Here is a 14,070-nt window from a genome sequence, read left to right on the forward strand (position 1 = left end):
GTCAGTGCGAGAGGCTCGGGCTGGCCGTTTTTTATGACTCAAAGGAGCCGTGATGGCTGGGAACAGTATTGGGCAGTTTTTCCGCGTCACCACTTTTGGTGAATCTCACGGCATCGCCTTGGGGTGTATTATTGATGGCGTTCCGCCGGGTATTCCCATCACTGAAGCGGATATTCAGTTAGATCTTGACCGTCGTCGTCCGGGCACCTCTCGTTACACCACGCAACGCCGCGAGCCGGATGAAGTGCGCATTTTATCTGGCGTGTTCGAGGGGCTAACTACCGGGACCAGTATCGGGCTGATGATTGAAAACACTGATCAGCGATCGCAAGATTACAGCGCGATTAAAGATGTGTTTCGCCCCGGCCATGCTGATTACACCTACGAACAGAAGTACGGTGTGCGTGATTACCGTGGTGGTGGCCGCTCTTCCGCGCGTGAAACCGCGATGCGCGTGGCGGCGGGTGCCATCGCCAAAAAATATTTGGCGCAGAAATTCGGTGTACAGGTGAGGGGCTATTTGGCACAAATTGGTGATATCAGCTGTGATTTGATTGACTGGGATTTGGTCGAACAGAATCCGTTCTTCTGCCCTGATGCCAGTAAATTGGAGCCGCTGGATGCGCTAATGCGCGAGCTGAAAAAAGCGGGCGACTCGATTGGGGCCAAAATTACCGTGGTGGCTGAGCATGTCCCCGTGGGGTTGGGTGAGCCGGTATTTGACCGCTTGGATGCGGATCTGGCCCATGCGCTGATGAGTATCAATGCGGTGAAAGGGGTGGAAATTGGCGATGGTTTTGCGGTCGTCACCAAACGCGGCAGCGAAAACCGCGATGAAATTACGCCGCAAGGTTTCCAGAGCAACCATGCGGGCGGTATTTTGGGCGGCATCAGTAGTGGTCAACCGGTCGTGGCGCATATCGCGTTGAAACCTACATCCAGCATTATGGTTCCGGGGCAAACCATTAATCGGCAGGGTGAAGCGGTTGAGATGGTCACTCGTGGTCGCCATGACCCTTGTGTCGGCATCCGTGCTGTCCCCATTGCTGAAGCGATGATGGCTATTGTGTTAATGGATCACCTGTTGCGCCAACGTGCACAGTGCGGTGATGTGATTTCAGACGTTCCGCGCTGGTAGGCACTATGAATAACGCGCTGGTAGGCACTATGAATAAATGGATTTCAGCCATTGTGGCGTTGACAGGTACAGTGGCGTTTCCGCGTATCGCGGCACTGGTCGGCATGGTGGCATTGACTGCCACCGCACCCGCCATCGCCGCGACGCCGTGGCAACAGATTGTGAATCCGGTGGCGGGATCGCCACAGTCGATTGGTGGCTTTGCCAACGGCTGTGTGATTGGTGCCATGCCGCTGCCGCTTCAGTCGGCAGATTATCAGGTGATGCGACCGGATCAGCGCCGCTATTTCGGCCACCCTGATTTATTGAATTTTATCCACCGCTTGAGTACTCAGGCTGAGCAGCATCGGCTGGGGACAATATTGATTGGTGATATGGCAATGCCCGCCGGTGGTCGTTTTAGCAGCGGTCATGCCAGCCATCAGTCAGGTCTGGACGTCGACATTTGGCTACAGTTGCCGCAACAGCGCTGGAGCCAACAGCAATTGCTCAAACCACAACCGATTGATTTAGTGGCCGCTGACGGCAAACGAGTGGTGTCTGCACTTTGGCAGCCGCAAGTGGAAAGTTTGATTAAGTTGGCGGCTAACGATAGCGAAGTGACCCGCATCTTCGTCAATCCGGCAATTAAAAAGCAGCTCTGTCTGGATGCAGGTGCGGATCGCAATTGGCTGCATAAAGTACGTCCGTGGTTTGGTCATCGTGCCCATATGCACGTGCGCTTACGCTGTCCGGCCGATAGTCTGGAGTGTTTGGAACAAGAGTCGCCGCCTGCGGGTGATGGCTGCGGTGCCGAACTCGAGAGCTGGTTCCAGCCTTATCAGCCCAATACTAAACCGGGTAAAACCTTACCCCCGCCATTACCGCCTTCATGTCAGGCGCTACTGGATAACCATTTCGCTGCGGAATAAATCATGGATTGGTTTACCCTTGGTCCTGCGGTTCTGGGGATATTATTTGTCGTTGCATTATTGGCCGGATTTATTGACTCCATCGCCGGTGGCGGCGGTTTACTGACTGTTCCGACCCTGCTGGCGGTGGGTTTACCCCCCGCGCAGGCATTAGCGACCAATAAACTGCAATCTGTTGGTGGTTCGTTCTCCGCCAGCCTCTATTTTATCCGCCGTGGTGCGGTTAATCTCAAGGATCAAAAGCTCACCATTGCGCTGACCTTGGTGGGGTCGATGCTGGGTGCGATTTTGGTTCAGCATATGCGGGCGGATATTCTGCGGCAAATCCTACCATTGCTGGTGATCGGCATCGGCGTCTATTTTCTGGTGACGCCTAAGTTAGGTGAGTTTGACCAAAAGCGCCGTTTGTCTGCACTGCCCTTTGCCTTGATAGCCGGTGGCGGTGTCGGTTTTTACGACGGTTTCTTTGGTCCCGGCGCGGGTTCTTTCTATGCGCTGGCCTTTGTCACCTTGTGCGGCTTCAATCTGGCGAAATCCACCGCTCATGCCAAAGTCCTGAATTTCACCTCTAATGTGGGCGGTCTGATCTTCTTCATTGTCGGCGGCAAAGTGGTGTGGAGTATTGGGCTGGTGATGCTGGTTGGGCAAGTGCTGGGTGCGCGGCTAGGGGCGCATATGGTGCTGACCAAGGGGCAGAAATTAATTCGCCCAATGATTGTCGTGGTGTCATTCGTCATGAGCTGCAAGCTGCTGTATGACAGCCACGGTGCCGAGATCACCTCCTGGCTGGGATTACACGTTTTCGCATAACTTTAAGGTATCCACCCTCAGGGCCACCCTGTAGGTCACGAATGATACCGCTCTTACGGACTCAAGCATGACGCACCATTATCAGCAGTTGATCGACGTTTTTAATGCCAGTTTTAGCGACCCATTTAACACCCAATTGGTCAAAGGTGACGATGAACCCATCTACCTGCCCGCCGACGATGAATTCCCTTACCATCGGGTGGTTTTTGCCCATGGTTATTACGCCAGCGCGATGCATGAAATCTCCCATTGGTGCATTGCGGGTGAAGAGCGGCGCAAGTTGGTGGATTTTGGCTATTGGTACTGCCCGGATGGGCGAGATGCGCTGACTCAGAGCCAGTTTGAAGCGGTCGAGATCAAACCACAGGCGCTGGAGTGGATGTTTTGTGTGGCGGCAGGTTTCCCTTTCAATGTCAGTTGCGACAATCTGGAAGGGGATTGTGAGCCAGACCGCATAACATTCCAGCGTAAAGTGCGCGAACAGGTGTTATGGCATCTGGAAAACGGAATATCCCCACGACCTGCGGGCTTTATTCAGGCGCTACAATCGTTTTACAATACGCCGCCGCTGGCCCCAGAACATTTTCCCTACCCGGAAGATTGAGTTTAGTGCCATTGCAGCACACATTATTTCAGCTAGCGCATGTCATTTCGGCTAGCAAGTTGTAGCCAACACACTTGCCGTTTGAAAGAGGGCGGGTTTTTGAGGAAGAGTGATGATCGCAGAATTTGAAACACACATCTTGGCGCAGATAGACGACATGGTAGAGCACGCCAGTGATGATGATTTATTTGCCGGTGGTTACCTGCGCGGTCATCTGACATTGGCGGTGGCTGAATCGGAAGAGTTTGGTGAACACACGGCGGAGCAGTTACATGCTCGCGTGCAAACCAGTCTGGAGAAAGCTATCAAAGCTGGCGAGCTATCCCCACCGGATCAGGTTTTGGTGTTGGGGCTATGGGATCGTTTACTCGAGCAAGCTCAAAATCCCCTTCGTCCTTGAAGCCGCAGGGGTGTTCGCTGCGTTCACGAACCCGAATCACTTACTGATGTAAGCTCATCGGGATTCGTTCGCTTGCTGCCTACCTGCGACTCCAATGACTTTGGGGATTGGCAGCCTACTGATGTGAACCGAACGGTGCAGTCGCCCCGCGAGTCTCGGGCTAAGATTAGACCGAAGCGCAATGTTGCACCGGTCTGCCTTTCAGTAATTTTCGAATCCAGAAGCGGTTAGGATTCAATGCCGCCAGTGTCGAGGCATCCAAGGGCAGAGGCTCCCCAAACATTTGTGCTGCCAGAATTTCAGCCACTAACGGCGCACTGCATAAACCTCGTGACCCCAATGCCCCCACCATAAATAACTCCGGCCACACTGGCGCTAGGGCTATCTCGTCACCGCGCTGAATTTGGCGTGGTAGATCCTGATATTGCGCCAGTGTGGCAGCATAATCCGGCACGGCACCGACCATCGGTAAATGGTCGCGGATAGCACAGCGCACCCCACAACGGGCCTGATTGTCACTGATATCAACCTCTTGCGGCCAACTCACCTGCGGCAAACAACGCAACAATCGATCTCGATTCTCCTGCTGTTCATCAGTGCGAAAATCAGTGGCGACATCGCCGCGCTGATAGCTGGCTCCGATACAGTGGTGCTGATTGGCGGGGTTCACGGGCGTCAGGTAGCCGTCATAGCACAACACTTGTCGCAACTGGCCGAGTACCGCCGTGGTGGGAATATGGGAGACCTGACCGCGCACGGCGGACAGGGGGAGATGGCGGGTTTGTTCCCACTCGGGTAAGCGGTGGCCTGTTGCGAGTATCACGGTGGCATGCTGTTTGGCGGCAGACGGTGCAACAAAGGTCAACTGCCACTGCCCGTTAATGCGCGCTAACTGCTGCAATTCATGCTGATAATGGCAAACCATGCCATTTTGTTGTGCCAGCGCCATGAGCGCGGTGGTCAAATCAGATGGGCAGAGCCACCCCCCAGCGGGATAGTGTATGCCATCATGGGCGCAATCCAATCCCGCTAGCGCACTGAGTTGTTCGCGGCTCATCCCTTGGGCGAGGGCTTCCGGCCACTCTGTTTGCAGCATCTTATCAATCTTGCCACGGCTTTTTCCATCAAACGCCAATTGGCTGACGCCACACCACTGGTGATCAAACTGAATCCCTTGCTCAATAAATTGGTCATACTGACGGCGGGCAAAGGTAAAGGCACTAGTAAAAAAGGTTTCCAGTGCATCATTTTTGCCATTCAGTAGCGGGTAGAGTGCCCCTTGCCGATTACCCGATGCACCCTGCGCGGGTTGGGCGTCGGCGCAGTAAAGTGTGACCTTCGCCCCACGGCGCTGCAAGGCCAAGGCGGTCAATGCCGTGACAATGCCGCCACCGATAATCGCGATATCATCACAATCGGTAGCCGCAGGGCGGTGATACCAAGGGGCGGATTGCGCCTCAAGGCGTTGTGGTAAGGAACCGGTCAGCATTTCACGCTTTTGCCCGAAACCTTTCACTTTCGTGACTTCAAACCCCGCCTGTTGCAACCCACGGCGGACAAATCCGGCGGCAGTAAAGGTCGCAAAAGTGCCCCCCGGCCTCGCCATACGCGCCATTGCACTGAACAGGGTGTCATTCCACATATCAGGGTTTTTAGCCGGGGCGAAACCATCGAGAAACCAGGCATCTACCTGATGATTCAAGCTGGCATCCAGCTTTGGCAGCAAGGTATTGACATCACCAAACCATAAATCCAGTGTGATGGCCCCCTCAGCAAGCAAAATACGGTGGCAGCCCGCAAGGGGTAGGGGCCACTGTGCTCGCAATGACTCGGCGAAAGCCGCCAGTTCCGGCCAGCGCTCATGGGCAGCGGCTAAATCGGCACTCTGAAGCGGGTACTTTTCGAAGCTGATATAGTGCAAACGCTGGAGTTTAGCGCAAGGATTTTGCTGCTTAAATTGGGCAAAGTCGCGCCATAATGTCAGAAAATTCAACCCAGTACCGAAACCTGTTTCGGCAAAAATACAATTATCCCGTGGGTGTTGCTCAAAACGGGCTGGAAAGCCATTCCCCTTGAGAAAAACGTGGTGCGTCTCTTCCAGCCCATCTTCATTGGAAAAATAGATGTCACCAAACTGTTCCGATACAGGTGTACCCTGTTCGTTCCAGCTTAATGTTGCAGTTTGGATTGGCGCTTGGCTCACGTTAAAAGACTCGTATCTCAAGGGGTAGGGCGATTCTAACTATGTGACCCGCCGCGTGCAAATTGTAAAATTATCTGGGTATATTACGCTGATCGGACTTGTTCGGCGTACAACTGTACGCTAAAGTGCGTTGCAAAATCCCGAATGTAAAATCAGTGGAAGAGGTATTGAATGAAGCGTGCAGTCATTACTGGCATGGGTATTGTCTCCAGCATTGGTAATAACCAGCAGGAAGTTCTGGCATCTTTGCAGGAAGGCCGCTCTGGCATTACTTTTGCTCAGGAATTTAAAGACGCAGGCATGCGCAGCCATGTATGGGGTGCAGTAAAGCTTGCATCTGAGCCAAAAGATCTCATTGACCGCAAAGTATTGCGTTTTATGAGCGATGCCTCGATTTATGCGTATCTTGCGATGCAAGAAGCGATTGCAGACTCTGGTTTGTCTGATGAGCAGGTCTCTAATTTCCGCAGTGGGCTGGTTGTCGGTTCCGGTGGTGGTTCACCCCGCAATCAGGTTGCCGGCTCCGATGCGATGCGTACCCCGCGCGGCCTGAAAGGCGTTGGCCCTTATATGGTGACGAAAGCGATGGCATCCGGTGTCTCCGCTTGTCTGGCAACACCATTTAAAATCAAAGGCGTTAACTACTCCATCAGTTCAGCTTGTGCCACATCCGCACACTGTATTGGCCATGCATTGGAGCTGATCCAACTGGGCAAACAGGACGTGGTTTTTGCGGGTGGCGGTGAAGAACTGTGCTGGGAAATGTCCTGTGAGTTTGACGCGATGGGCGCATTGTCGACCAAATACAATGACACACCGACTAAAGCTTCCCGCACATACGACAAAGACCGCGATGGTTTCGTGATTGCAGGTGGTGGTGGTATGGTCGTGGTTGAAGAGCTGGAACACGCTCTGGCCCGTGGTGCACATATTTATGCTGAGATTGTGGGCTATGGTGCCACTTCTGACGGTGCTGATATGGTTGCTCCATCAGGTGAAGGCGCTGTTCGCTGCATGCAGATGGCGATGCAAGGTGTGGATACACCTATTGACTACATGAATGTCCACGGCACTTCGACACCGGTCGGTGATGTGAAAGAGCTGGGTGCCATCCGTGAAGTCTTTGGCGATAACACTCCTGCTATCTCCTCAACCAAAGCGATGACCGGTCACTCTCTGGGTGCGGCGGGTGTACATGAAGCGATCTTCAGCCTGTTGATGGTTGAGCACGGCTTTATCGCACCAAGTATCAATATTGATAATCTGGATGAGCAAGCGGCGGGAATGAACATTGTCACTGAGCCGACTCAACGCGAACTGACCACTGTGATGTCTAACAGCTTCGGTTTTGGTGGAACTAACGCCACCTTAGTTATGCGTAAATACCAGAAATAAGGTCAGTCGCAGATACTTCTGCTAATATGATCTTTAATTATTAGGGCCTGCGAGTGATCGTGGGCCTTTTTTGTGGAAAAGAAGGTGAGTTGATCACTTTTTATTCATAAAAATATCTTATACTAAATAATTGAAGGGAATAACATTATAAAAAGTAGGTGGTTGAATGCTAACGTATTAAGCTAAACTTCATTGGTTTTTAATCTGTTCTTACTCTTTTAAAGCCAAATTTAACGTTAAAAAATCCTTGCCTGCCTAAAAACGTTAATTCACAATATTAAAACAATAATTAAACAAATCTATTTTGCCTTTTAATTTACCAACACAGCAGGGTGGTTCAATGAGCCAGAGTCAAAGTGATCAGAGGCTAAAGATTGCCGATTTAAACGAGCGCGTTGTTCATGAAATACTGGAAGTAATAAGTGATGGTATCTGGGATTGGAATGCAAACAGCGGATTTGTTTACCGTAATTCTGGCTGGTATGAAATGCTGGGATATCCAATCCATGCATTTGAAAATACAGTGCATACGTGGGAAAAAATTATCCATCCAGATGATTTTGATCGAGTCATGTTTCAGTTCGACGCCTATATTAATAATCAGTCCGAAAAATACCAGATAGAATATCGATGCTTGGCCCATGATGGCGGCTATCTCTGGATTGAGGATCGCGGCAAAGTAATTGAACGTAACAGTGATGGTACTGTATCCAGAATGATAGGCGCTCACCGCAATATTCATGATAGAAAACATCGCCTTGAAAAATTAGAGCTAAAGACTAAAACGTTGGAAGCATTAGTTGAGGAGCGGACGGCAGAGTTACGTGAAACCAATTATCAACTACAGCAGCAATTAGATATCAAAAAAAGTCTATCAGAAACCGATGTATTAACCTCAGCCGCTAATCGCTATTTACTTGAAAAAGTACTGAAGCATGAATATAACCGTGCTAAGCGTTTTTGCCAGCCACTGTCATTACTTTCGCTGGATTTAGATAATTTCAAATTTATTAATGACAAATACGGCCATTCTGTCGGTGACTTAACCTTGACACATATTGTTGATGTGATTAGGAATAATATTAGAGAAATAGACATTTTGGGGCGCTGGGGAGGCGATGAATTTATGATTGTCTTACCGAACACGCAGTTAATCGAGGCTAAAAGTATTGCTGAGAAAATCAGGCAGCTCATTGAGACTATGCCGGTAGATGGCAATATTCATGTGACAATGAGTTTAGGCGTGGTTGAATTGGCACAAAACGAAGCTCAGGAACAACTATTAATCCGTGCGGATAAAATGCTTTATAACGCCAAGGCTGCGGGGAAAAATGTCATTAGAGGCTGATTTTTTCTTAGATACTGATGTTATTTGTACTTGCCGTTGCTATCTTGCCGCAACGGCAATCACTTTGGTACGAAATAACCACTAGCGTTTCAGCGCATATTCTGCGGCGGCTATGGCATGTATTGCCGTGGTATCAAAAACTGGCACATGGGCATCCTGTGCATTCACCAACAAGGTAATCTCAGTGCAGCCAAAGATAATCCCTTGCACACCTTGTTGCTCTAATTTGCCCATAATTCGGCGATACTCTTGGCGCGAGCTATCATTAATCACTCCCAGACACAGTTCTTCATAAATAATGCGGTTAATGATCTCACGATCGGCACTGTCTGGTGTAATGACATCAATATCGTGTTTTTCAGTTAAACGACCACGATAGAAATCTTGCTCCATGGTATAGCGGGTGCCCAATAGGCCTATTTTATTGATTCCTTGCTGCTTAATTTGTGCGGCAGTGGCATCGGCAATATGCAATAACGGTAATCCACTGGCGGCTTCAATATCATCGGCCACTTTGTGCATGGTATTAGTGCATACCACCACCACCTCAGCCCCCGCGAGCTTTAATGATACGGCAGCATCAGACAGCACTTTCGCGGCAGTCTGCCAGTCACCTTTTGCCTGAAGCTGCTCAATTTCATGAAAATCCACACTGTAGAGAATAATTTTTGCGCTGTGCAATCCGCCTAATTGCGCTTTAACTTGCTGATTAATCATCCGGTAATAAGGAATGGTTGATTCCCAACTCATTCCGCCAATAAGGCCCAAAATTTTCATCGTGATATTCCTGTCAGCGTCGGTAGAGAACAATTAACAAAACTGTGAGATGACTCCGCCTTTGCGGGTTATCTATGACTATGATGTTGTTTGTAACAAATCTGTAGCAATCGGAAAGTTCGATTAACTCTTATACCATCAACTGGATGACGGAGCTTGGGATGATAAAAATAAAGACGGCAGCGACCCTGACCTTATTAGCGATACTCTTACCTGCTTCTGCTCAGGTCGTGGCACAGGATAAAAACGACAATTATAAACTTGAGCAAGTGCTAGTGATGAGCCGACATGGTATACGTGCGCCGTTGGTGAATTATGGCGATATGCTCTCCAGTGCAACACCGGATAAATGGCCACAATGGGATACCCCCGGAGGTTACCTGACACCGAAAGGGGCAGAGATCGAGGCCCTATTTGGGGGGTATTTCCGCCTATGGTTAGCCGATGCCAAATTACTGAAAGCGACGGGATGCCCAGCGGATAATACGGTATTTACTTATGCCAACAGTTTGCCAAGAACCATTGGCACCGCGCAGCATTTCCTATTTGGTGCCTTCCCTGGGTGTAATGTTCCGGTGGCTCACCAAAAAGATATCGGCAAAATGGACCCAGTATTTAACCCCATCATCACGTTGGATGTGACGCCAGAATTCAAAGAAAAAGCGCTGGCTTCTATTAATCAACATGCGGGACCGGGTGGGGTAGAGGGGTTGAATCAGCGCTTGCAGCCTAATTACGATCTGTTATCCCGCGTGCTGGACTATAAAAATTCACCCGCTTGTCTGGTGGATAAAAAATGTGACTGGAGCACCCAACCGACCACGATTGTCTTAACGCAGAATAAAGAGCCGGGTATTACTGGGCCGCTAAAATTAGGCACCGGCGCATCAGATGCTTTTATGCTGCAATATTACGAAGGTTTTCCGTTGAAAGAGGTGGCTTGGGGGCGAATCCAGTCATCGGAAGAGTGGCGCAAATTAATTGATATTAAAAATCTCTACCATGAGACGTTATTCGGCTCGCCCGCTATCGCGGATAATGCTGCTGAGAAATTGGTGAGTTTTATCAGTGCCGCACTTGATCCTGTTGGTGAAAAAACGCCGAATGAATTAGCCGCGCAAAAAGCTAAATTGGCGGTGCTGGTGGGGCATGACTCCAATATTGCATCATTATTAGCTGCCCTTAAAACCAAAGAGTATCAACTGCCCGACCAATATGAGAAAACGCCCATCAGCGGTAAAGTGGTCTTTGAGCGCTGGAAAGATATTAAACAAAACAAAGATATGATGAAGATTGAATATATCTATCTATCGACTGAGCAAATTCGTCATAAAACACCGCTGAGTCTTCAGGCACCGCCAAAACGTGTGACGTTAGAAATTGAAGGCTGCCCGATTGATGCCAAGGGATTCTGTTCAATGGATGACTTTAGAAAAGCCATCAAGCACAACACGCAGATGTAAGTTAAACGACCAGTTTATTAAGTTTGCTGGCCGATAGATGCTTTGATGGACAATAGATGTTTTGACGGCGGATAGAATAGGGGCTGGCAAAAAACAGGAGGCTGCGTTAACGTGACTTTCTTTGTCAGCCCTTAGTTATTAGCGATCTCCTGATGACACTTTTTACTGCTACACCACTCGTTATCAAGACAGTTTTCAGACCTTTTTTGAAAGACCGTCTGCTACAGTTTTTATTACTTATGGGGATCGGATTAACGGCACTAATGCCCGCTAAAATCACCGCCTTCCCGCAGTTTATCGACTGGACCACCATTGTCACGTTATTGGGATTAATGTTACTGACGAAAGGGGTTGAGGTCAGCGGTTATTTCGATTTTATCGGTCGGAAGATTGTTAATACATTACACACCGAGCGGCATTTGGCACTATTTTTGGTGTCATCTGCGGCGGTGTTATCCTCTTTTCTCACCAATGATGTTGCCCTGTTTATCATTGTCCCATTGATCTTGACGTTGAAAAAGATATCGTCTTTGCCGATTTCTCGGCTGATTATTTTTTCTGCGTTGGCGGTGAATGCCGGCTCGCTATTAACGCCGATCGGTAATCCACAAAATATCTTGCTATGGAGTCGTTCCGAGCTCTCATTTATCGGATTTACCCGTCAGATGTTGCCTTTGGCTGCGGCGATTTTCGTGACGTTACTGGCGGTCACTTGGTGGCGCTTCCCGGCCCGTAAAATAAGTAAGCAGACCTCCAGCCCGATATATCCCTACCAATTTCGCTTGTTGCTCAGTTGTCTGGCGCTGTATGTGATTTTTATTATCTGCGTAGATCTGGGCTTAGCCGGATATGGGCTACTGGTTGTTTTTGCTGGCTTATTGCTACTGGCTCGGCGGGTGTTATTGGCAATTGATTGGAGTTTGATTGTGGTCTTTATGGCGATGTTTATTGATGTGCGCCTACTGACTGAATTACCGGCATTACAATCGTTGTTTGGCGAAATTAAGACCCTCTCTGCAGCCGCCGCTTATCTATTAGGTATCGGCCTATCTCAAGTGATCAGTAATGTTCCTGCCACAATTCTCTTGCTGAATTACCTGCCATCCAGTGCGCTGGTGGCTTATGCGGTCAATATTGGTGGCTTTGGTTTTGCCTTGGGGTCGATGGCCAATTTAATTGCGCTTAGAATGGCGGGCGAACCGGCCATTTGGCTGAAATTCCATGCATACTCGCTGCCATTTTTATTATGGAGTGCGCTGGTTGGCTGGGGCTTATTAGTGTGGTGAGTGGGTGAGATGAGTGGCTCAGGCCGGAATAACCTGAGCTGCTATTGATGGCGCTTAAAGGAATATTGCCAGTAATAAAGCGATCACTATCACGACCGTGACAATCACTAGTGACGGCTTTTGCAGCACATTTTGCAATGATTGCGGTAATGCGATAATCATCGGGTTAATTATCGGCTGTAGGATTTTTTGATCCTCGGCTAAATGCTGTGCCGCATTGGCCCGGTCTAATCGGGCGGCAAACAGTACATTAATAATATCGTTCAGTTGTGCTTGAGTCAGTGGCGTCGTGGGGCTAGCCTGAAAACGATTCTGGCTATAATCAGTCAATAACTGCTGTTCTTGCGCATTGACGGGCTGTTTTAACGCCGTTTGCAGGTTAACCAGCGTCGGCGCTGTTTGCTGACTAAGCAGCACTTTAGTCTGCAAAAACTGGCTGAGTATCTGGAAGTGACGCGCTGGCAGCGGATCACTGCTTTTCACTCCTACCATATCAAATAGCGCTTGCCATATTTTCGCGGGTTGTTCACCGGTGGCTGCACTGAGTTTTGCCACCAGTGATTGAATATTTTGCTGTTCCGCCGGTAACAGTGGTCGATCAGTTATTGTGGTCAACTGGGGCTGCGGAATATTCAGCGTGCCGGATTGCAGCAGCACTAATACTTGCTGTAATTCTGAATGGCTCAACTGGCTCAATACCGTGTGACCAAAATTCTGGCGAATAAAGTCACTCACCGCCTGTCGATTATTACCTTGGGGCAGTAATTCGGTCAGTTGTTGGCGCAACTGATGATTGGCGTGATTTTCCTGTACTTGCGACAAGCGAGTTTGCAGCAGTTGTTCCGCAGGCTGGAAGTGGCGAGCGAGCAAATCACTGGTGCTGCTAAGGGACAAGTCGTGGCGCAGAGCGGCCCAGATCTCGGCTGATTTAATCGGGCTGAGGGCCATAATCCGCACAATCAGTTTTTCCAGCGTCGTGCGTTGAGCAGGAGTCAGTGCCTGATCGTCCACTTGGCCCTGAGGGGAGATCTTAGTCGGTGCGACATTACGATCACTGGCAAGGGGTGCACTTGGGCCGTTCAAAGGTTGCATATAACCGGTCCTTCGCTGTGGTGGCGATACGATGGAAAATAGTGGGATTAGCCCGCGATAGGCGTAGGCCGCCAACATAATACCTGTAAATGTGTCGGCTACATTACATTTTTTAAGTAAATGCCTTTGTCATTAACTGTAACCTTGAGTGATTGTTTAGGTTCAGACATTGATAATCTTGATTATGCCGCTAAGATGGGCGCTCATCCTGAATGGGACTGATTCAATAATTTTTGAGACGAATAGCACGGAACATGGTTAAACGACAACGCGCCGCTAAGTGGTTCCTCTGTCTGGCTTGCTTGGTCATACTGGTCTGTATGACGCAACGCATCGCCAGCCTGCACGCGTTGGAAAAAAACAGCCTTCCGGTATTGTCGTCACAAACCCTTGCACCATCAGAAAATCTTGCTGACGCAAATGAAGCGCCAACCCCTTGTGAGCTGAGCGCCAAATCCCTATTGGCCTCACCGCCCGTGCTGTTCGAATTAGTTATTTTCTCTCTGGGTCTATTACTGCTGCTGTTAATGCCGATCGCGCCAGCCAGCATGAGATTCCCGCCGCCCAGAGTCATCTCACCCAGTGGTTTGAGGGTGCATCTGCAATTATGCATTTTCCGAGAGTAGAGACGTTTTTGACGTCA

13 protein-coding genes are annotated in these 14,070 nt (G+C 49.6%); 10 read left to right on the plus strand and 3 right to left on the minus strand.

The window, feature by feature from the left end:
- Nucleotides 1–52 precede the first annotated feature (52 nt).
- The 5 genes from aroC (at nucleotide 53) to HRD69_RS12150 (ending at nucleotide 3,863) form a co-directional block, all read left to right on the plus strand.
- Complete coding sequence (gene aroC / locus HRD69_RS12130) at nucleotides 53–1,138, plus strand: chorismate synthase (RefSeq protein WP_004875309.1); 1,086 nt, start codon at nucleotides 53–55, stop codon at nucleotides 1,136–1,138.
- Between the two features lie 104 nt (nucleotides 1,139–1,242).
- Nucleotides 1,243–2,049, plus strand: a complete 807-nt coding sequence (mepA, locus tag HRD69_RS12135; RefSeq protein WP_032814538.1) for a penicillin-insensitive murein endopeptidase — start codon at nucleotides 1,243–1,245, stop codon at nucleotides 2,047–2,049.
- 3 nt (nucleotides 2,050–2,052) lie between these two features.
- Nucleotides 2,053–2,859 (plus strand): sulfite exporter TauE/SafE family protein, encoded by an 807-nt coding sequence (locus HRD69_RS12140; protein ID WP_004875307.1) that lies wholly within the window; start codon nucleotides 2,053–2,055, stop codon nucleotides 2,857–2,859.
- A 67-nt stretch (nucleotides 2,860–2,926) separates the two neighbouring features.
- On the plus strand, nucleotides 2,927–3,463 hold the full coding sequence (locus tag HRD69_RS12145) for an elongation factor P hydroxylase (RefSeq protein ID WP_004875306.1): 537 nt from the start codon (nucleotides 2,927–2,929) through the stop codon (nucleotides 3,461–3,463).
- 112 nt (nucleotides 3,464–3,575) lie between these two features.
- Nucleotides 3,576–3,863 (plus strand): YfcL family protein, encoded by a 288-nt coding sequence (locus tag HRD69_RS12150; RefSeq protein ID WP_004875305.1) that lies wholly within the window; start codon nucleotides 3,576–3,578, stop codon nucleotides 3,861–3,863.
- 166 nt (nucleotides 3,864–4,029) lie between these two features.
- Here the strand turns inward: HRD69_RS12150 and mnmC are convergent, their stop codons facing one another.
- Entirely contained in the window at nucleotides 4,030–6,066 is a 2,037-nt protein-coding gene (gene mnmC, locus HRD69_RS12155; RefSeq protein ID WP_004875304.1) for a bifunctional tRNA (5-methylaminomethyl-2-thiouridine)(34)-methyltransferase MnmC2/FAD-dependent 5-carboxymethylaminomethyl-2-thiouridine(34) oxidoreductase MnmC1, read from the minus strand.
- Nucleotides 6,067–6,237: 171 nt separating this feature from the next.
- Here mnmC and fabB point away from each other — a divergent pair, with 171 nt between their 5' ends.
- Both fabB and HRD69_RS12165 read left to right on the plus strand, forming a co-directional pair.
- Nucleotides 6,238–7,461, plus strand: coding sequence for a beta-ketoacyl-ACP synthase I (gene fabB, locus HRD69_RS12160; RefSeq protein WP_004875303.1), 1,224 nt, complete (start codon nucleotides 6,238–6,240; stop codon nucleotides 7,459–7,461).
- A 340-nt stretch (nucleotides 7,462–7,801) separates the two neighbouring features.
- Nucleotides 7,802–8,809 (plus strand): sensor domain-containing diguanylate cyclase, encoded by a 1,008-nt coding sequence (locus HRD69_RS12165; protein WP_004875302.1) that lies wholly within the window; start codon nucleotides 7,802–7,804, stop codon nucleotides 8,807–8,809.
- An 81-nt stretch (nucleotides 8,810–8,890) separates the two neighbouring features.
- Here the strand turns inward: HRD69_RS12165 and HRD69_RS12170 are convergent, their stop codons facing one another.
- Nucleotides 8,891–9,586, minus strand: a complete 696-nt coding sequence (locus HRD69_RS12170; RefSeq protein WP_004875301.1) for an aspartate/glutamate racemase family protein — start codon at nucleotides 9,584–9,586, stop codon at nucleotides 8,891–8,893.
- A gap of 161 nt (nucleotides 9,587–9,747) precedes the next feature.
- On the opposite strand from HRD69_RS12170, the gene agp reads away from it, so the two are divergent.
- Nucleotides 9,748–11,049, plus strand: a complete 1,302-nt coding sequence (gene agp, locus HRD69_RS12175) for a bifunctional glucose-1-phosphatase/inositol phosphatase (protein WP_004875300.1) — start codon at nucleotides 9,748–9,750, stop codon at nucleotides 11,047–11,049.
- Between the two features lie 152 nt (nucleotides 11,050–11,201).
- Nucleotides 11,202–12,335 (plus strand): SLC13 family permease, encoded by a 1,134-nt coding sequence (locus tag HRD69_RS12180; RefSeq protein WP_032814515.1) that lies wholly within the window; start codon nucleotides 11,202–11,204, stop codon nucleotides 12,333–12,335.
- Between the two features lie 54 nt (nucleotides 12,336–12,389).
- Here HRD69_RS12180 and flk read toward each other — a convergent pair whose 3' ends face one another.
- Nucleotides 12,390–13,427: a flagella biosynthesis regulator Flk gene (flk, locus tag HRD69_RS12185; protein ID WP_032814513.1), complete on the minus strand. Its 1,038-nt coding sequence runs from the start codon at nucleotides 13,425–13,427 to the stop codon at nucleotides 12,390–12,392.
- Between the two features lie 254 nt (nucleotides 13,428–13,681).
- Here flk and HRD69_RS12190 point away from each other — a divergent pair, with 254 nt between their 5' ends.
- Nucleotides 13,682–14,053, plus strand: a complete 372-nt coding sequence (locus tag HRD69_RS12190) for a hypothetical protein (protein WP_032814511.1) — start codon at nucleotides 13,682–13,684, stop codon at nucleotides 14,051–14,053.
- Nucleotides 14,054–14,070 lie beyond the last annotated feature (17 nt).

The sequence above is a fragment of the Yersinia mollaretii ATCC 43969 genome, assembly GCF_013282725.1.
Classification (GTDB): Bacteria; Pseudomonadota; Gammaproteobacteria; order Enterobacterales; family Enterobacteriaceae; genus Yersinia; species Yersinia mollaretii.